This is a genomic window from Streptomyces sp. NPDC055815 (genome assembly GCF_053616475.1).
Genome location: NZ_JBSHDU010000037.1, coordinates 1 through 17654 on the forward strand (window position 1 = coordinate 1; position 17654 = coordinate 17654).

The following is a 17654-nucleotide window of genomic DNA, read 5'->3' on the forward strand; positions in this document are numbered from 1 at the left end:
TGGGGCGGCCCCCCGCCGCCGCCGGGCGCGGGCCCTCACTCGTACATCCGTCAGTCCTGCTTCTTCCTGCGGGTGCCGAAGACGATCTCGTCCCAGCTCGGCACGGCGGCGCGGCGGCCCGGGCGGACGCCGTCCGCCTCGGCCTGCCGGTCCGTGGCGCCGTGCAGCCGGTCCCGGTGGCCCGAGACCGCGCGCGGCATCAGGACGTCGGCGTAGGCCGAGCCCGCGCCCGCCGAGGCGGCCGGGGCCGGCGGCTCCTCCGCCTCCGCCTCCTCCGAGGGCTCGGTGTCCGGCGGCTCGGGGACGACCATGTCGCCGCGGAAGCTCGGCACGGCCTCCAGGAGGCTCGTCAGCGAGTCCCGCTCCTCCTCCGGCTCGACGGGCGCGGGCGCCCGCTCCAGCTGGCGGTCGGACCGGTCGATCTGCCGGTCGAGGGCGCGGTCGAGCGGCCTGTCCCGGGGCAGCCGGGCGATGCGCGGCACGAACGGGAAGCTCGGCTCCGGCGCGGCGGCGATCGTGTCGTCCGTCTCGCCGATCAGCGCCCGCGCCTCGTCGTCGACGGCCTGGACGAGCCGCCGCGGCGGGTCGTAGGTCCAGCTGGCCGTGTGGACCTCGCCCGCGACCCGGTAGACGAGCAGTACCTCCCAGGTGCCGTCGTCGCGCCGCCAGGAGTCCCACTGCACGGTGTCCTTCTCGGCGCCGCGCAGCAGCAGCCGCTCCTGCACCGCCTCGCCGAGCTGCGGGCCGCTGTTCTCCCCGGGCCTGCGGACCGGGGTCTTGCGGGCCCGCTCGGCCATGAAGGCGCGCTCGGCGAGCACGGGGCCCTCGAAGCGGCGCACACGGTCGACGGGGATGCCGGCGAGCTGGGCGACCTCCTCCGCGGAGGCACCGGCCCTTATACGGGCCTGGATGTCGCGGGGGCGGAGGTGGCTCTCCACCTCGATCTCGATCTGGCCGAGGCGCGCGCGGTCGTTGCGCACGGCGGCACGGAGCCGCTCGTCGATCGGAAGCGTGTACTCCGTGCTGTCAGCAGCCTTCAGCACCAGTCGTGTGCCGTCGTTGGAGACGGCCACGACACGCAGTTCGGGCATGGGGACCTCCCGGGTGGTGCCTGCCGACGTCACGTGCGTCGCTGCTTCCGCTAGTCGAGTGTGGCCTGCCCGGGTGCAGCCTGCCACTACCTTGCCGAGTTGCCCGGCGTGTCGGGCATGGACCCTGGAACGCCGTTATGGCACGGTTACCTGTTGGCTACTCGGAGTGACTGGCGGTCACTCTGTGCAGCCGGTTTCCGTGCGATGCCGAGGCGCCGCCGGTTCGAGCGCCGTGTCCGGCCCCCTCCCCGTGATCGCGGGCACCCGTGAGGGCGTCCGGACCCAGGGTTTGTCAATGTACTCCATTCGGGCCACCTGGGTGGACCGGCGCGCCGCCCAACTTCTCGGGCGGTACGGGAGTTGAGTCTCCGTGATCTTCCCCCGTACGTGTCACTCTTCACAGAAACAGCAGAAACGGAACTAATCGCTTCTCCTGTTTGTCCCTTCTGGGTGCAAGGCGAACGGATGAACCATCAGGGGCTGGAGATGCGTCACAGGCCGGAAACCGACAGGGACGAGCCGGAGGAGGGCGGGAAGAGCGACAGGAGAAGGATCGACCTGAGTGTCGCTCAGGTCTCCGGCAGCGCCCTGGCCGCGGTCATCGCCGCCAAACTCGCCTCGACCCTCGGCGTGTACGGCACGATCCTCGGCGCCGGTGTGATCAGTGTCATCGCGACGTGCGGCGGACCGCTCTTCCAGCACCTCTTCAAGCGAACCGGCGAGCAGGTCCGCGACGTGACCGCGGCGGCCAAGCCGAAGGCGCGTCAGGTCCCGCTCCCCGCCGGGCCGCAGGACGACCGCACCCTCCTGCTCACCACGGTCCAGGGCCCGCCGCCGTCCGACGAGGAGTTCGGCGCGGCGACCACCCACGGCACCCGCGTCCGGGGCTGGAAGCGCCCGGCGGTCGCCGCCGCCCTGGTCTTCGGCGTCACCATGGGCGGCATCACCGCCTACGAACTGGTCGCCGGGCAGGACTTCAGCGGCAAGCAGGGCACCACCACCTTCGGCTCCGTCGTCCGCGGAGGCGGGAGCACGGGCCGGGACGCGCCCGACCGGGACCAGGAGCCCACGCCCGCGCCGTCGGGATCCGCCGACGGCACCGGGCGGCAGCGGGGCGGCACCGCCACCCCCACGACGGGAGCCACGCCGACCGGGGAGCCGGCCACCGGGACCCCGTCGGCCGAGCCCACGCCCTCCGGTTCCGCCGGCGGCGGGACGACCCCCGCCCCGACACCGACCGGCCCGACGACGGAACCGACCGCGCCGACGCAGGAGCCGACCACGGGACAGCCCGAGGCCCCGACCACCCAGGCCCCGGCACCCGCCGCGGACGGTGCCGGAGCCGAGTGACCGTCAGTCGCCCAGGACCCGGCGCAGATAGTCGTTGCCGAACAGCCGGTCCGGGTCGAGCCGGTCGCGCAGCGCCGTGAACTCGGCGAAGCGCGGATAGGCCTCGGCGAGATAGGCGGCGTCGCGGGTGTGGACCTTGCCCCAGTGCGGCCGGCCCCCGTGCGCCGTCATGATGCGCTCCACCGCGGTGAAGTACCCGCGGTGGGGCGTTCCCCTGTAGAGGTGGACGGCGATGTACGCGGTCTCCCGCCCCGAGGCCGTGGACAGCGCGATGTCGTCGGCCGGGGCCGTGCGCACCTCCACCGGGAAGCTCACCTTGAGCGGCGAGCGCTCGACCATCGCCTTGAGCTCGCGCAGCGCGGCGACCGCCGCCTCGCGCGGCAGCGCGTACTCCATCTCCAGGAAGCGGACCCGGCGCGGCGAGGTGAAGACCTTGTACGGGATGTCGGTGTACGTACGGGCCGACAGGGCCCGGCTGGAGACCTTGGCGACCGACGGGATGACCGGCGGCACCGCCCGCCCCAGCGAGCAGGCGAGCTGGAAGATCCCGTTGGAGAGGAGCTCGTCCTCGATCCAGCCGCTGATCCGCCCGGGGGGAGCGGCGGGGCCCGCGCTGCGGTTGTTGCGCTTGGTGTTGCAGTTGTCCGTGTGGGGGAACCAGTAGAACTCGAAGTGCTCGTTCTCCGCGTGCAGCGCGTCGAAGTCCGAGGTGACCCGGTCGAAGCTCATCGGCTCCTCGCGCGCGGTGAGCAGGAAGACCGGCTCCACCGCGAAGGTGATCGCCGTGATCACGCCGAGGGCGCCGAGCCCGATCCTGGCGGCCGCGAAGACCTCCGGATTCTCCTTCTCCGAGCAGGTCAGCAGCCGCCCGTCCGCCGTCACCAGCTCCAGCTCACGGATCTGGGCGGCGATGGAGGCCGACTCGCGGCCCGTCCCGTGCGTGCCGGTGGAGGTGGCGCCGGCGACGGTCTGCTCCATGATGTCGCCCATGTTCGTGAGCGACAGGCCCTCCCGGGCCAGCGCCACGTTGAGCCGCTTCAGCGGAGTGCCCGACTCGACCGTCACCGTCATCGCCTCGCGGTCGATGCGCCGGATCCCGGTCAGCAGGCCCGGCCGGATCAGCACGCCGTCGGTGGCCGCGATCGAGGTGAAGGAGTGGCCGGTGCCGACGGTCTTGACCCGCAGCCCGTCCTCGGCCGCGCGGCGCACCGCCTCGGCGAGCTCCTCGGCGGAGGCCGGGCTCACCTCCCGCACGGGGCGGGAGGTGACGTTCCCCGCCCAGTTACGCCACGGGCTGCTCGCCGTCCTGGCGCTCCCCGACCCCGCTGCTGCCGTCCTGCTCACGCTGCCCCTCCCGGTTCGGCGCCGGCCTGCGCAGCCGGCGGTGTCCGAGGAGACCCACCGCGACCGCGAGCGCGCCCGAGACGACGGGCACCACGTACCCCGCCTCGGCCCCCGACGCGTCGACCACCCAGCCGGCGGCCGAGGAGCCGAGCGCCACGCCGACCGCGAGCCCGGTACCCGTCCAGGTCATGCCCTCGGTCAGCTTGGTGCGCGGTACGTGCGCTTCGACGAGGGCCATGGTGGTCACCATCGTCGGTGCGATGGACAGGCCCGCGACAAAGAGCGCCACGGCCAGCAACGGCAGGTTCCCGGCCAGTAGGAGGGGGATCATACTCACGGCCATCGCGCAGAGGCCCAGGAGCCACCTGCGGGACGCCTCGCCCTTGAGGTGGAGCAGCCCGAAGACGGCGCCGGCCACGCCGGAGCCCAGCGCGTAGACGGCCAGAACGAGGCTGGCGGCCGCCTTCTGGCCCTGCTCCTCGGCGAAGGCCACGGTCACCACGTCCACCGAGCCGAAGATGGCGCCGGTGGCGACGAAGGCGAGGGTGAGCACCTGGAGGCCGCGCGAGCGGAGCGCGGAGGTGCCCCGGGCCTCCTCCTTGGGGTGCGGCACCGGCTCCGTGGCGCGCTGCGAGGTCAGCCAGAAGACGCCGACGGCCAGGAACGCCCCGGCGAACATCGGACCGGCCTCGGGGAACCAGGCCGTGGACAGGCCGATGGAGAGGATCGGGCCGAAGATGAAGCACACCTCGTCGACGATCGACTCCCAGGAGTACGCCGTGTGCAGGCGCCGCTCCTCGCCCCGGTAGATCTCCGCCCAGCGGGCGCGGGTCATCGCGCCGACGCTCGGGACGCAGCCGATCACGGCGGTGAAGACGAAGAGGGTCCAGTCCGGGGCCTTCTGCTGCACGCAGAGGAGCAGTCCCGTGGCCGCGGCGAGCGAGACGAGCGTGACCGGGCGGAGCACCCTGCGCTGTCCGTGCCGGTCGACCAGGCGCGAGACCAGGGGGCCGAGGACCGCGGCGGACATCGCCAGGGTCGCCGAGAGCGCGCCGGCCAGGCCGTACCGGCCGGTGACCTGCGAAATCATGGTCACGATGCCGATGCCCATCATGGACAGCGGCATCCGTCCGAGGAATCCCGCGACGGAGAACGAGGCGGTGCCGGGCGCCGCGAAGATCGCGCGGTAGGGACTGGGCAAGAGAGGTCCTTGGTCAACACGTGTAATTAACGTCTAAAGCCTACGGTGTTGAAGTCGATAGGTCATCCCCATTTTTTTGGACAAGTGCTGCCGGACGCACGTCCCCGGACAGGCCGCGCCCCTCGCCGTCGGTGGCGGGTGGGAGGATCGGTGCCATGTCCGATCAGCACGATCCCGCCCCGTACGACGCCCTGCTGCTGCTCTCCTTCGGCGGCCCCGAGGGTCCGGACGACGTGGTCCCGTTCCTGGAGAACGTGACGCGCGGCCGCGGCATCCCGAAGGAACGGCTCAAGGAAGTGGGACAGCACTACTTCCTCTTCGGCGGCGTCTCCCCGATCAACGACCAGAACCGCGCGCTCCTCGACGCGCTGCGGACGGACTTCGCGCAGGCCGGGCTCGGCCTGCCGGTCTACTGGGGAAACCGGAACTGGGCGCCCTACCTCACCGACACCCTCCGCGAGATGATCACCGACGGGCGGCGCCACATCGCCGTCCTCACCACCAGCGCGTACGCCTCCTACTCCGGCTGCCGCCAGTACCGCGAGAACCTCGCCGACGCGCTCGCCACCCTGGAGGCGGAGGGGCTCCCGCTGCCCCGGGTCGACAAGCTCCGGCACTACTTCAACCACCCCGGCTTCGTCGAGCCGATGGTCGAGGGCGTCCTCGCCTCCCTCGCCGAGCTCGACCCGGCCGTACGGGACGGCGCCCACCTGGCCTTCACCACCCACTCCATCCCCGACTCCGCCGCCGACAGCTCCGGCCCGGTCACCGAGCACGGCGACGGCGGGGCGTACGTGAAGCAGCACCTCGACGTGGCCCGGCTCATCGTCGACGCCGTCCGCGAGGAGACCGGCGTCGACCACCCCTGGAAGCTGGTCTACCAGTCCCGCAGCGGCGCCCCCCACATCCCCTGGCTGGAGCCCGACATCTGCGACCACCTGGAGGAGCTGCACGGAGCCGGCGTGCCCGCCGCCGTCATGGTCCCGATCGGCTTCGTCTCCGACCACATGGAGGTCCTCTACGACCTCGACACCGAGGCCACGGCCAAGGCCGCCGAGCTCGGGCTGCCCGTCCGGCGCTCGGCGACCGTCGGGGCCGACCCGCGCTTCGCCGCCGCCGTCCGCGAGCTCGTCCTGGAGCGCGCCGCGAACGAGCGGGGGACCAGGACCGAGCGGTGCGCGCTCGGCACCCTCGGCCCGTCCCACGACCTCTGCCCGATCGGCTGCTGCCCGGCCAGGGCGGAGCGGCCCGCCGCGGCCGGCGCCGACAGCCCGTACGCCTGAGGAGCCAGCGTGACCCACGTTTCCGACGTAACCGACCCCCTGCTCACCGAACTGCTCGACCTCGCCCTGGAGGCCGCGCGGCGCGCCGGAGCGCTGCTCCGCGACGGCCGGCCCGACGACCTGGCCGTGGCCATGACCAAGTCGAGCCCCATCGACGTCGTCACCGAGATGGACATCGCCGCCGAGAAGCTGATCACCGGCTTCCTCTCCGAGCACCGCCCGCACGACGGCTTCCTCGGCGAGGAGGGCGCCTCGAGCCCCGGGACCAGCGGGATCCGCTGGGTGATCGACCCGCTCGACGGCACCGTGAACTACCTCTACGGCCTGCCCACCTGGGCGGTCTCGATCGCCGCCGAACGGGACGGCGAGACCGTCGTCGGCGTCGTCGAGGCCCCGATGCGCGGCGAGACGTACCGGGCCGTCCTCGGCGGCGGCGCGTACGCGGGGGAGCGGCGCCTCGCCGTCCGCCCCTCGCCCGCGCTCGACCAGGCCCTCCTCGGCACCGGCTTCGGCTACATCCAGGCCCGCCGCGCCCACCAGGCCGACGTCGCCCAGCGCGTCATCCCGCGCGTCCGCGACATCCGCCGCGGCGGCTCGGCCGCCATCGACCTCTGCGACGTCGCCGCCGGCCGCCTCGACGCGTACTACGAGCGCGGCCTCAACCCCTGGGACCTCGCCGCCGGCGCGCTCATCGCCCGCGAGGCGGGCGGCCTCACCGGCGGCCGTCCCGGTGAGCCGGAGTCCGGCGAACTGACGCTCGCCGCCTCCCCCGGCCTCTTCGGGCCGCTCCAGGAACTCCTGGAGGAGCTGGGCGCCTGGCACGACTGACGCCCCTCCCGGCGGGCCGGGAGGCGGACGCACGGGGGCCCCGGTGCCGGGTACGGCGCCGGGGCCCCCGCGTGCGTCACAGGTCGGACGGGTGGGACGGGTCAGACTCCCGGCGCGGCCACCTCCACGCCGTGCTCGGCGGCCAGCCGGTGCAGGTCCTCCAGCTCCGCCTGCTCCACCTCCGCCAGGTAGTCGTCGCCCGTCTCACGGGCCCGCGTGAGGTCCGTCTGCGTGGTCCTGATGCGGTGCAGCAGTCCTGCGGTGAAAGCGTCCATCGTGCGCCCCCTCCTCGTGGGTCCGGTGGCACGGGGGTGTGCCGAGGGTGGGTGGATCACACACTGCGAACTCTGGGGGACAGAGAGCGGTAGGTGGCGCGCCACATACAGGGCGTGATCACGGGGTGTGCAGTCGTCCTCCCCAGCCCTTTCCTCAGAGAAACCTCAACTGGCCCGAGAATCCGGTGAATTCTTGGTTCCGGGCCGCGCGCCCCACCGCGCGCCCCCCGCTCACCACCCGCCCGCCCCGGGCCCCGCACCGCCGTCTTACAGCCGGTTTACGCGCGTACGGGGCAGGATGGACACGCACAGTCAGTGCTCGGATTTCAGCCGGTCCCCACCTCGGACAGCGGCTCAACGGAAGGATCTACGACGTGCGCGTACTCGTCGTCGAGGACGAGCAGCTGCTCGCCGATGCGGTGGCCACCGGACTGCGCCGGGAGGCCATGGCCGTCGACGTCGTGTACGACGGCGCCGCGGCCCTGGAGCGCGTCGGGGTCAACGACTACGACGTCGTCGTCCTCGACCGCGACCTCCCGCTCGTCCACGGCGACGACGTCTGCCGCAAGATCGTCGAGCTCGGCATGCCCACCCGCGTCCTGATGCTCACCGCCGCCGGCGACGTCAGCGACCGCGTCGAGGGCCTGGAGCTCGGGGCGGACGACTACCTCCCCAAGCCCTTCGCCTTCACCGAGCTCACCGCGCGCGTGCGCGCCCTCGGCCGCCGCACCACCGTCCCGCTCCCGCCCGTCCTGGAGCGCGCCGGCATCAAGCTCGACCCGAACCGCCGCGAGGTCTTCCGCGAGGGCAAGGAGGTCCAGCTCGCACCGAAGGAGTTCGCCGTCCTGGAGGTCCTCATGCGCAGCGAGGGCGCCGTCGTCTCGGCCGAGCAGCTCCTGGAGAAGGCCTGGGACGAGAACACCGACCCCTTCACCAACGTCGTGCGCGTCACCGTCATGACCCTGCGCCGCAAGCTCGGCGAGCCGCCGGTCATCGTCACCGTCCCCGGCTCCGGCTACCGGATCTGACCCCGATGGCCACGACTCCCGCGCCTCACCCGCAGGCGCCACCGAAACCGACCTGGGACCCCCGGGACCCCGTCCGTCCGCTGCTGCGCCCGACCATCCGGATACGACTGACGCTGCTGTACGGCGGGATGTTCCTGATCGCCGGCATCCTGCTGCTGTCGATCATCTACCTGTTCACCGCGCAGGCGCTCACCGGCAGCGTCTCGGAGCTGCCCTTCAAGGTCGTCGAGGGCAAGGTCCAGCCGACCACCTCCTGGTGCCAGCTGCCCGCCCAGGGCACCGGGGAACAGCTCAACGACGCCGTGTCGGTCTGCCTCCGGCACCAGAGCGACATCGCCCTGGAAGACCTCCTGCGGCGGTCCCTCTTCGCCCTGCTCGGCCTGAGCATCATCGCCTTCGCCTTCGGTTACGCCATGGCGGGACGGGTGCTCTCCCCGCTCGGCCGGATCACCCGGACCGCCCGCCAGGTGGCCGGCTCCGACCTGTCCCGGCGGATCGAGCTGGACGGCCCGGACGACGAGCTCAAGGAGCTCGCCGACACCTTCGACGAGATGCTGGACCGCCTGGAACGGGCCTTCACCGCCCAGCAGCGGTTCGTGGCGAACGCCTCGCACGAGCTGCGGACCCCGCTCGCGATCAACCGCACCCTCCTGGAGGTCCACCTCTCGGACCCCGGGGCACCGGTGGAGCTCCAGCAGCTCGGCAAGACCCTGCTCGCCACCAACGAGCGCAGCGAACAGCTCGTCGAGGGCCTGCTGCTGCTCGCCCGGAGCGACAACCAGATCATCGAGCGCAAACCCGTCAACCTGGCCGAGGCCGCCGAGCGGGGCGTCGACCAGGTGCACGCCGAGGCCGAGGCCAAGGGCGTGGAGATCCGGGGCGAGCGCGCGCCGGCGGTCGTCCAGGGCAACGGCGTGCTCCTCGAACGGATCGCGCTGAACCTGCTCCAGAACGCCGTCCGGTACAACGTGCCGGAGGGAGGCTGGGTGGAGGTCACCACCGAGGTCAAGGACGGCCAGGCGGTCCTGGTCGTCTCGAACACGGGACCGGTGGTCCCCGCGTACGAGATCGACAACCTCTTCGAGCCGTTCAGACGACTCCGTCAGGAGCGGACCGGCAGCGACAAGGGGGTGGGTCTCGGCCTGTCGATCGCCCGATCCGTGGCGAGAGCCCACGGCGGCCGTATCATCGCGGAGCCGCGCGAGGGCGGCGGACTCGTGATGCGCGTCACTCTGCCGATCTGACACACTGCACGAGCCGACCGGTTCCGTTCGCTTTGCGCGGAATTCCGGAGCCCCGATTCTGAGACGCTCATGTGTGATCGATCACAGGAGAGGGTGTTCGGCCCTCCACTCTCCGTGACCGGGAAATCCCTCGGAAAACCAGTAAAAGTCCGGGTTTCCGGGGCCCGGAATGACGGGAAGTACACGGGGTGGCGCCCGTGAGGGCCGCCCGGAGGACCGTGTACGGTCCGGTTCGCCACCCGAAGCCGATCACTCGCGAGAGTGCGCGACGGGTGTCGATTGAGTAACAGACCTTGATGTGAGGCAAAATCTCCGCCTCAGGTCGGGCACAAGTCCGACCTCTCACGCGTTACGTGCGCTGGAGACACCGCAACCACCCAGAGGGGGAGAGCGACATGGCAACGGATTACGACACCCCACGCAAGACCGACGACGACGTCGACTCGGACAGCCTTGAAGAACTGAAGGCCCGCCGGAACGACAAGTCGACCTCGACCGTCGACGTCGACGAGTTCGAGGCCGCCGAAGGCCTGGAGCTTCCCGGCGCCGACCTCTCGAACGAGGAGCTGGCCGTCCGGGTCCTGCCCAAGCAGGCCGACGAGTTCACCTGCATGAGCTGCTTCCTCGTGCACCACCGCAGCCAGCTGGCCCGGGAGAAGAACGGCCAGCCGATCTGCCGCGACTGCGACTGAGACCGGCCCGGCCGTGGCAGGCGACACACCGTCCCGGAAGCGGCGTCTGCGGCTCCCCCGGAGCCCGGAGACGCACAAGGGCGGCCAGGGCCCGGCAGAGGGCGCCCAGGAGGCACCCGAAGCCGAGCGCACCGCCTCCCTGCCCTCCCTCGGCGCACGTGACGACGAGCGAGGCCTCCCGGCCTCGCTCGAAGCAGTCATCGAGATCGCCGAGACGGATCCGGCACGCCTGCCCGCGCGGCAGGAACAGGCCGGGTCGGGTGAGGCACGGCAGGGCGGACACCTCGGCGGCGTCCGGCGGCTGGCGAACCCCGCGCGGGCCCAGCTCGACCGGATCAGGATCGACTCCGGCCGGATCGACGCCGTCCGGCGCGGCGTCACCCAGGGCGTCCGGCAGGGCGTGAAGCGCGGCGGCGACAGCGCCAAGGCCGGCCTGGGCTACCTGGCCGACCGGCTGATCGAACTCGCCCCGCGGATCCCCGTCCGCGACCTGGCGACCCTGAGAAGACAGTTCCCCGGGCTCGGCCCCGAGCAGCTCGCCGACAAACTCGTCGCCGGCGCGGCGAACGCGAGCTCGACCGTGGGCGCGGGCGTCGGTGCCGCCGCCATGCTCCCCGTGGCCCCGGCCTTGCCCGCCGAGCTGGCGGCCGAGATCACCGGCGTCGCCGCCGTGGAGCTCAAACTCATCGCCGAACTGCACGAGGTCTACGGGCTGCGGCCCCCCGGCCGGATCACCCAGCGTTCGACGGCCTATCTGACCTCCTGGGCCGAGGAGCGGGGCATCGACCCCTCCAAGCCCACCACGGTCAACGCCGCACTCGGCGGTCAGCTCAAGCGCGAACTGCGCCAGCAGATCATGAAACGCATGGTGCGCAACCTGCCGAACCTCATGCCCTTCATGGTGGGCGCCGCCGTCGGCGCCGTCATGAACCGCCGCGACACCAAGAAGCTCGCCGCGCACATCCGCAAGGACCTGCGCGCCCGCCAGATCCCCTGGGACGCCCTCCCGGAGCTGCCCCCGCTGGAGCAGCCCGAGAACCCCAAGGAGCTGGGCTTCTAGGGCCTGTCTTTCGGATCAGGCCCTTAGGCGCGCTCCGCCTCCAGGGCCGCGACCAGCGCCTCCGGCTCGCGGCTGGACAGGTACACGTACGGCGTCGGGTCCGCCGGGTCCGTGACCTCGACCCGTACCGCCCCGGGTACATAGCTGCGCATCAGCATGAAGGCGCGCGGGTCCGCCTTGTGGGTGCGCCAGGCGCGCGCCTCCTCCGCGTCCAGCGCCTCGGCCGCCCCGAGCGCCGAGACCGGGATCCGCGCGTCGCCCGCCACCAGCGAACCGGCCACCACCCGGATCCGGGCGGAGCCGTACGAGGAGACCGCCACCCCGGCGAGCACCGCGGCCACGATCAGGCCGCCCAGCATCGGGACCGTGCCCAGCGGGAACATGATCAGGCCGCCGGAGATGCCCAGCAGACCCACGATCACCCACCACGAGCGCGGCGCCGTGAGCCGCTCGTCGAAGCGCGGCGCGGCGGCGGGCGCGGGGGAGGAGGCCTGGGACGGTACGGAAGGCTGCATGCGACCAAGCTTGGCACGACGCGAGCCGCCCCCCTCCGCGCGGGTCCGGCCCGACGCGCCCCCCCGCCGACACGGTGCGCCCCCGCCCCCGCCCGCATGGCGTGGCGCTGCCCCCGCCCGCACGGCGTCGCCCCGCCCCCGCCCGCGTGGGTCCCGTACAGCGCGACCTGCGGCCATCCGCGCGGGTAAGGTCTGCGGCTGTGACTGCAACATCTGCCGCCCTCACCCCGCCGGCCGACGCCATACCGCCGGTACGCCACCCCGACGCGCCGGCCCCCGGCGAGCTGCTCGGTGCGCACTACGAGCACTGCTTCGGGTGCGGCGGCGGGCAGCCCCACGGCCTCCACCTGGAAGCGCGCGCGGGCGAGGGCGTGACCGTCACCGCCGAGTTCACGGTGACCCCCGACCACCAGGGCGCCCCCGGCCTCGCGCACGGCGGCGTGCTCGCCACCGCGCTCGACGAGACCCTCGGCTCCCTGAACTGGCTGCTGCGGGTCATCGCCGTGACCGGCCGCCTGGAGACCGACTTCGCCCGGCCCGTCCCGGTCGGCACCGTCCTCCACCTGGAGGCCGCCGTCACCGCCGTGCACGGCCGCAAGATCTACTCGACCGCCGTCGGCCGGATCGGCGGGCCCGAGGGCCCCGTCGCCGTCCGCGCCGACGCCCTCTTCATCGAGGTCAAGGTCGACCACTTCATCGACAACGGCCGCCCGGAGGAGATCCAGGCAGCCATGTCCGACCCCGACCAGGTCCGGCGCGCCCGCGCCTTCGAGGTGAACCCCTGATGCGCAACCCTGTCGACGTACTGATCCGCCGCGTGGACCCGGAGGTGCCGATCCCGGCCTACGGGCATCCCGGCGACGCCGGGGCCGACCTGGTGACCACCGAGGCCGTCGTGCTGGCCCCCGGGGAGCGCGCCGTGCTGCCCACCGGGGTCTCCATCGCCCTCCCGGACGGGTACGCGGCCTTCGTGCACCCGCGCTCCGGTCTCGCCGCCCGCTGCGGAGTGGCGCTCGTGAATGCCCCGGGGACGGTGGATGCCGGGTACCGTGGAGAGATCAAGGTGATCGTGGTCAATCTCGACCCGCGCGAGGACGTGCGGTTCGAACGATTCGATCGGATTGCCCAACTTGTCGTCCAGCAGGTCGAGAAGGTGCGCTTCCACGAGGTGGCGGAGCTTCCCGGTTCGGCGCGGGCCGAGGGGGGCTTCGGGTCCACCGGCGGTCATGCCGCCGTGGACGGCACAACGGGTGGGAATCGATACGCTTCGGTCGTATCCGACCGGGAAGGACAGTGACGTGTTCGGACGTCGCAAGAAGAGCGGTGCCGCCGAGGACGCGGCGAGCGAGGCCGAGCAGGTCGTCGACGCGGTGGAGGACGAGGACGCGGCCGAGGCGCCGCGCCGCGTGAACCTTCCGCCGGCGCCCCGGCCCGACGGCCCCTGGGACGTCTCCGAGGTCGCCAAGCCCGACGAGGGCCGCGTGGACCTCGGCGGGATCTTCGTGCCCGGAGTCGAGGGCATGGAGCTGCGGGTGGAGGTGGCGGGCGACGCGATCGTCGCGGCCACCGTCGTCCTGCGGGACAGCGCAGTGCAGCTGCAGGCCTTCGCCGCCCCCAAGAACGAGGGCATCTGGGGCGAGGTCCGCGACGAGATCGCCACCGGCATCGTCCAGCAGGGCGGTGCCATCGACGAGGTCGAGGGCCCGCTCGGCTGGGAGCTGCGGGCGCAGGTCCCGGTGCAGCTGCCGGACGGCAACCGCGGCGTGCAGCTGGTGCGCTTCGTGGGCGTCGACGGACCCCGCTGGTTCCTGCGCGGAGTGATCTCCGGGCAGGGCGCGGTCCAGCCCGAGGCCGCCGGCCTCCTGGAGCAGATCGTCCGGGACACCGTGGTCGTCCGCGGCGAAGGCCCGATGGCCCCCCGCGACCCGATCGTCCTCAAGCTGCCGAACGACGCGCAGATGGTGCCGGACGGCGTGCAGCAGGAGGAGCAGGAGAACTCCCGCTTCTCGGGCGGCATGGGCCAGCTCCAGCGCGGCCCGGAGATCTCCGAGATCCGCTGAACCCCCGTCGGGCCGTCGCGGCGGCCCGGCATGACCGAGACACGGCCGGTGGGCCGCTTCCCGTACCTCACGTGCGGGCAGCGGCCCACCGGCTGTTTTCCACAGGCCCGCCCCCGGGCTCTGGCCCTCGGACGCGGCCGCGGACCATACTGACGGCGCACATGTTCGAGGAGGGGGAGCACAGGGTGAGTGAGAGCAGCACCGGGTCCGCCACGGCCGTCGTCGAGGACCCGGCCGGCCGGCCGATGGTCCGCGTCGAGGACCTGCGCCGTTCGTACGGCACGGGCGAGGCCGCCGTCCACGCCCTGCGCGGGGTCTCCTTCGACATCCCGCGCGGCGAGCTCGTCGCGCTCAAGGGCCGCTCGGGCTCGGGCAAGACGACCCTGCTGAACCTCGTGGGCGGCCTCGACACCCCCGACGGCGGCCGGATCGTCATCGACGGCACCGACCTCTCCAGCCTCGGCGAGAACGGGCTCCTGGAGCTGCGCCGCGACCGGATCGGCTTCATCTTCCAGTCCTTCGGGCTGCTCCCGATCCTCTCCGCCGCCGAGAACGTGGGCGTGCCCCTGCGGCTGCGCAAGGCGGACCCCAAGGAGCGCGAGGAGCGGGTCGCCCTGATGCTCGGTCTCGTGGGCCTCGCCGACCACGCCAACCAGCGGCCCGGCGAGCTCTCCGGCGGCCAGCAGCAGCGCGTCGCCATCGCCCGCGCCCTCGCCAACAAGCCGGCGCTGCTGATAGCCGACGAGCCGACGGGCCAGCTGGACGCGGAGACCGGGCTCGCCGTCATGCAGCTGCTGCGCGCCGTGGTCCGCAGCGAGGGCTGCACGGCCCTGGTCGCCACCCACGACCCCCAGCTCCTCGGCCTGGCCGACCGGGTCCTGGAACTGAGCGACGGCGAGATCATGGAGCACTGAACCGACGGCGGGGGTGGCCGCGGGGCGACATCAGGATCACGTCAATACCGTCCAGGGGTCGCTGCCCGCGTGCGGAATGTCCGATTGGCTGGACGTATGGTCGAGCCATGGGACGCGGCAAGCTTCGGATCTACCTCGGCGCTGCGCCGGGCGTCGGCAAGACCTACGCGATGCTGTCGGAGGGCCACCGGCGGGTCGAGCGCGGCACGGACTGCGTGGTGGCCTTCGTGGAGCACCACGGACGGCCGCGTACGGAGGTGATGCTGCGCGGCCTGGAGAAGGTCCCGCGCCGCCTCCTGGAGTACCGGGGGGCCACCTTCCCGGAGATGGACGTCGACGCCGTCCTCGCCCGCCGTCCCGCGGTCGCGCTCGTCGACGAGCTCGCCCACACGAACGTGCCGGGCTCACGGAACCCCAAGCGGTGGCAGGACGTCGCCGAACTCCTCGCGGCCGGCATCGACGTCGTGTCCACCCTCAACATCCAGCACCTGGAGTCCCTCGGCGACGTCGTCGAGGCGATCACCGGCGTACGGCAGCGGGAGACCGTCCCCGACGAGGTGGTGCGCCGGGCGGACCAGATCGAGCTGGTCGACATGTCCCCGGAGGCCCTGCGGCGCCGGATGGCCCACGGCAACATCTACACCCCGGACAAGGTCGACGCGGCCCTCTCCAACTACTTCCGCCCCGGCAACCTGACGGCGCTGCGCGAGCTGGCCCTGCTCTGGACCGCCGACCGGGTCGACGAGTACCTCCGGCAGTACCGGGGCGAGCACAACATCCGCTCCACCTGGCAGGCCCGGGAGCGCATCGTCGTCGGTCTGACCGGCGGCCCCGAGGGCCGCACCCTCATACGCCGGGCCACCCGGCTCGCCGAGAAGGGCGCCGGAGGCGAGGTCCTCGCGGTCTACATCGCCCGCAGCGACGGACTCACCGCGGCCTCGCCGAAGGAGCTGGCCGTCCAGCGCACCCTCGTCGAGGACCTCGGCGGAACGTTCCACCACGTCATAGGCGACGACATCCCCTCCGCGCTCCTGGAGTTCGCCCGCGGGGTCAACGCCACCCAGATCGTGCTCGGCTCCAGCCGCCGCCGGACCTGGCAGTACGTGCTCGGCCCCGGCGTCGGCCAGACCGTGGCCCGCGACTCCGGGCCCGACCTCGACGTCCACATCGTCACCCACGAGGAGGTCGCCAAGGGCCGGGGCCTGCCGGTCGCGCGCGGGGCCCGCCTGGGCCGCTCCCGGATCCTCGGCGGCTGGCTCGTCGGCGTCGCCGGCCCCGTCGGTCTCGCGCTGCTCCTCACGCACGTCGACGCCGACCTCGGCCTCGCCAACGACATGCTGCTCTTCCTCGCCCTGACGGTCGGCGCGGCGCTCCTCGGCGGATTCCTGCCGGCGCTCGCCTCGGCCGCCGTCGGCTCCCTCCTGCTCAACTGGTTCTTCACCCCTCCCCTCCACCGGCTGACCATCGCCGACCCCCTGAACATCGTCGCCATCGCCGTCTTCTTCGGCGTCGCGATGTCGGTCGCCTCCGTGGTGGACCTGGCCGCCCGGCGCACCCACCAGGCCGCCCGGCTGCGGGCCGAGTCCGAGGTGCTCTCCTACCTCGCCGGCAGCGTGCTGCGCGGCGAGACGAGCCTGGAGGCCCTCCTGGAACGGGTCCGGGAGACCTTCTCCATGGAGTCGGTGGCCCTCCTGGAGCGCGCGGACGAGGTCGAACCCTGGACGCGGGCCGCGAGCGTCGGCCCCCACCCCGCGGTCCGGCCCGAGGACGCGGACGTGGACATGCCCGTCGGTGACCACCTGGCCCTCGCCCTGTCGGGCCGGGTGCTGCCCGCCGAGGACCGGCGCGTCCTCGGCGCCTTCGCCGCCCAGGCCGCGGTCGTCCTCGACCGCCAGCGCCTCGTCGACGAGGCGGAGGAGGCCCGGAAGCTGGCCGAGGGCAACAAGATCCGTACCTCCCTGCTCGCCGCCGTCAGCCACGACCTGCGGACCCCCCTCGCGAGCATCAAGGCCTCCGTCTCCTCGCTCCGCTCCGACGACGTCGAATGGTCCGAGCAGGACCGGGCCGAGCTCCTGGAGGGCATCGAGGCCGGCGCCGACCGCCTCGACCACCTCGTGGGCAACCTCCTCGACATGTCCCGCCTCCAGACCGGCACCGTCACGCCCCTGATCCGCGCCGTCGACCTCGACGAGGTCGTCCCCATGGCCCTCGGCGGCGTCCCGGACGGCAGCGCCGAGCTCGACATCCCCGAGACGCTGCCCATGGTCGAGGTCGACAAGGGCCTCCTGGAGCGAGCCGTCGCCAACATCGTGGAGAACGCCGTGAAGTACAGCCCCGAGGGCGTGCCTGTCGCCGTCGCCGCCAGCGCGCTCGGCGACCGGGTCGAGCTGCGCGTCGTGGACCGCGGCCCCGGCGTCCCCGACGAGGCCAAGGACGGCATCTTCGAGCCCTTCCAGCGCTTCGGCGACGCCCCGCGCGGCGCCGGCGTCGGCCTCGGCCTCGCGGTCGCCCGCGGCTTCGTCGAGGCCATGGGCGGGACGCTCGGCGCCGAGGACACGCCCGGCGGCGGCCTCACCATGGTGCTCACCCTGCGGGCCGCCCCGGCCGGGACCCAGGCCCCGGCCGCCGACCTCCCGGCCCACGCCGTGACCTGACCGCGGGGCCGGCACCCGCACCCGAAGCCCGACCCGTACGCGATCCGCACCCGAACCCGTACGCGATCCGTCCCCCGAGCCCGTACGCGACCCGTACCCGAACGCGATCCGTACC

At 72.9% G+C, this 17654-nt stretch carries 17 protein-coding genes; 12 read left to right on the forward strand and 5 right to left on the reverse strand.

Features of this window, described 5'->3' with window-relative positions; all coding sequences use genetic code 11:
- Positions 1-50 precede the first annotated feature (50 nt).
- Complete coding sequence (sepH, locus tag ACWGN5_RS23065) at positions 51-1091, reverse strand: septation protein SepH (RefSeq protein ID WP_351186904.1); 1041 nt, start codon at positions 1089-1091, stop codon at positions 51-53.
- A 465-nt stretch (positions 1092-1556) separates the two neighbouring features.
- On the opposite strand from sepH, the gene ACWGN5_RS23070 reads away from it, so the two are divergent.
- A complete protein-coding gene (locus tag ACWGN5_RS23070) occupies positions 1557-2441 on the forward strand; it encodes a hypothetical protein (RefSeq protein WP_453518184.1) in 885 nt (294 codons plus the stop codon).
- A gap of 3 nt (positions 2442-2444) precedes the next feature.
- Here ACWGN5_RS23070 and ACWGN5_RS23075 read toward each other — a convergent pair whose 3' ends face one another.
- A complete protein-coding gene (locus tag ACWGN5_RS23075) occupies positions 2445-3785 on the reverse strand; it encodes a D-arabinono-1,4-lactone oxidase (RefSeq protein WP_453518187.1) in 1341 nt (446 codons plus the stop codon).
- Positions 3724-4986 (reverse strand): MFS transporter, encoded by a 1263-nt coding sequence (locus tag ACWGN5_RS23080; protein WP_453518190.1) that lies wholly within the window; start codon positions 4984-4986, stop codon positions 3724-3726. Before ACWGN5_RS23080 ends, ACWGN5_RS23075 begins: the two co-directional genes overlap by 62 nt.
- Positions 4987-5141: 155 nt before the next feature.
- Here ACWGN5_RS23080 and ACWGN5_RS23085 point away from each other — a divergent pair, with 155 nt between their 5' ends.
- Together ACWGN5_RS23085 and ACWGN5_RS23090 are read left to right on the forward strand one after the other, a co-directional pair.
- Positions 5142-6269 carry a ferrochelatase gene (locus ACWGN5_RS23085; protein WP_453518192.1) on the forward strand — a complete coding sequence of 376 codons (1128 nt, stop codon included), beginning with the start codon at positions 5142-5144 and terminating at the stop codon, positions 6267-6269.
- 9 nt (positions 6270-6278) lie between these two features.
- Entirely contained in the window at positions 6279-7097 is an 819-nt protein-coding gene (locus tag ACWGN5_RS23090; RefSeq protein ID WP_453518193.1) for an inositol monophosphatase family protein, read from the forward strand.
- 101 nt (positions 7098-7198) lie between these two features.
- Here the strand turns inward: ACWGN5_RS23090 and ACWGN5_RS23095 are convergent, their stop codons facing one another.
- Positions 7199-7372: a hypothetical protein gene (locus ACWGN5_RS23095; RefSeq protein ID WP_015036717.1), complete on the reverse strand. Its 174-nt coding sequence runs from the start codon at positions 7370-7372 to the stop codon at positions 7199-7201.
- Positions 7373-7746: 374 nt separating this feature from the next.
- Here ACWGN5_RS23095 and ACWGN5_RS23100 point away from each other — a divergent pair, with 374 nt between their 5' ends.
- The 4 genes from ACWGN5_RS23100 to ACWGN5_RS23115 all read left to right on the forward strand — a co-directional run bounded on the left by ACWGN5_RS23100 (position 7747) and on the right by ACWGN5_RS23115 (position 11396).
- Entirely contained in the window at positions 7747-8400 is a 654-nt protein-coding gene (locus ACWGN5_RS23100) for a response regulator transcription factor (protein WP_315893449.1), read from the forward strand.
- Positions 8401-8405: 5 nt separating this feature from the next.
- Entirely contained in the window at positions 8406-9644 is a 1239-nt protein-coding gene (locus tag ACWGN5_RS23105; protein ID WP_453518198.1) for a sensor histidine kinase, read from the forward strand.
- Between the two features lie 395 nt (positions 9645-10039).
- Positions 10040-10336 carry a DUF4193 domain-containing protein gene (locus ACWGN5_RS23110; protein ID WP_003955561.1) on the forward strand — a complete coding sequence of 99 codons (297 nt, stop codon included), beginning with the start codon at positions 10040-10042 and terminating at the stop codon, positions 10334-10336.
- A 13-nt stretch (positions 10337-10349) separates the two neighbouring features.
- Positions 10350-11396, forward strand: a complete 1047-nt coding sequence (locus ACWGN5_RS23115) for a hypothetical protein (protein ID WP_453518200.1) — start codon at positions 10350-10352, stop codon at positions 11394-11396.
- 23 nt (positions 11397-11419) lie between these two features.
- Here the strand turns inward: ACWGN5_RS23115 and ACWGN5_RS23120 are convergent, their stop codons facing one another.
- A complete protein-coding gene (locus ACWGN5_RS23120) occupies positions 11420-11911 on the reverse strand; it encodes a DUF3093 domain-containing protein (RefSeq protein ID WP_453518203.1) in 492 nt (163 codons plus the stop codon).
- 200 nt (positions 11912-12111) lie between these two features.
- On the opposite strand from ACWGN5_RS23120, the gene ACWGN5_RS23125 reads away from it, so the two are divergent.
- The 5 genes from ACWGN5_RS23125 (at position 12112) to ACWGN5_RS23145 (ending at position 17539) form a co-directional block, all read left to right on the forward strand.
- Positions 12112-12696: a PaaI family thioesterase gene (locus tag ACWGN5_RS23125; protein WP_351186886.1), complete on the forward strand. Its 585-nt coding sequence runs from the start codon at positions 12112-12114 to the stop codon at positions 12694-12696.
- Positions 12696-13208, forward strand: a complete 513-nt coding sequence (gene dut / locus ACWGN5_RS23130) for a dUTP diphosphatase (protein ID WP_116158406.1) — start codon at positions 12696-12698, stop codon at positions 13206-13208. The genes ACWGN5_RS23125 and dut overlap by 1 nt, the downstream gene beginning before the upstream one ends.
- Position 13209: 1 nt before the next feature.
- On the forward strand, positions 13210-13971 hold the full coding sequence (locus ACWGN5_RS23135; RefSeq protein ID WP_453518207.1) for a DUF3710 domain-containing protein: 762 nt from the start codon (positions 13210-13212) through the stop codon (positions 13969-13971).
- 185 nt (positions 13972-14156) lie between these two features.
- Positions 14157-14885 carry an ABC transporter ATP-binding protein gene (locus tag ACWGN5_RS23140; protein ID WP_453518208.1) on the forward strand — a complete coding sequence of 243 codons (729 nt, stop codon included), beginning with the start codon at positions 14157-14159 and terminating at the stop codon, positions 14883-14885.
- Between the two features lie 107 nt (positions 14886-14992).
- Entirely contained in the window at positions 14993-17539 is a 2547-nt protein-coding gene (locus ACWGN5_RS23145) for an ATP-binding protein (protein ID WP_453518211.1), read from the forward strand.
- The last annotated feature ends 115 nt before the right edge of the window (positions 17540-17654 follow it).

What these genes read in the sequence shown, in the direction of transcription:
- sepH (WP_351186904.1), bottom strand. Translation starts at nt 1,091, where the DNA reads ATGCCCGAACTGCGTGTCGTGGCCGTCTCCAACGACGGCACACGACTG.
- ACWGN5_RS23070 (WP_453518184.1), top strand. Translation starts at nt 1,557, where the DNA reads ATGAACCATCAGGGGCTGGAGATGCGTCACAGGCCGGAAACCGACAGG.
- ACWGN5_RS23085 (WP_453518192.1), top strand. Translation starts at nt 5,142, where the DNA reads ATGTCCGATCAGCACGATCCCGCCCCGTACGACGCCCTGCTGCTGCTC.
- ACWGN5_RS23095 (WP_015036717.1), bottom strand. Translation starts at nt 7,372, where the DNA reads ATGGACGCTTTCACCGCAGGACTGCTGCACCGCATCAGGACCACGCAG.
- ACWGN5_RS23105 (WP_453518198.1), top strand. Translation starts at nt 8,406, where the DNA reads ATGGCCACGACTCCCGCGCCTCACCCGCAGGCGCCACCGAAACCGACC.
- ACWGN5_RS23110 (WP_003955561.1), top strand. Translation starts at nt 10,040, where the DNA reads ATGGCAACGGATTACGACACCCCACGCAAGACCGACGACGACGTCGAC.
- ACWGN5_RS23120 (WP_453518203.1), bottom strand. Translation starts at nt 11,911, where the DNA reads ATGCAGCCTTCCGTACCGTCCCAGGCCTCCTCCCCCGCGCCCGCCGCC.
- dut (WP_116158406.1), top strand. Translation starts at nt 12,696, where the DNA reads ATGCGCAACCCTGTCGACGTACTGATCCGCCGCGTGGACCCGGAGGTG.
- ACWGN5_RS23145 (WP_453518211.1), top strand. Translation starts at nt 14,993, where the DNA reads ATGGGACGCGGCAAGCTTCGGATCTACCTCGGCGCTGCGCCGGGCGTC.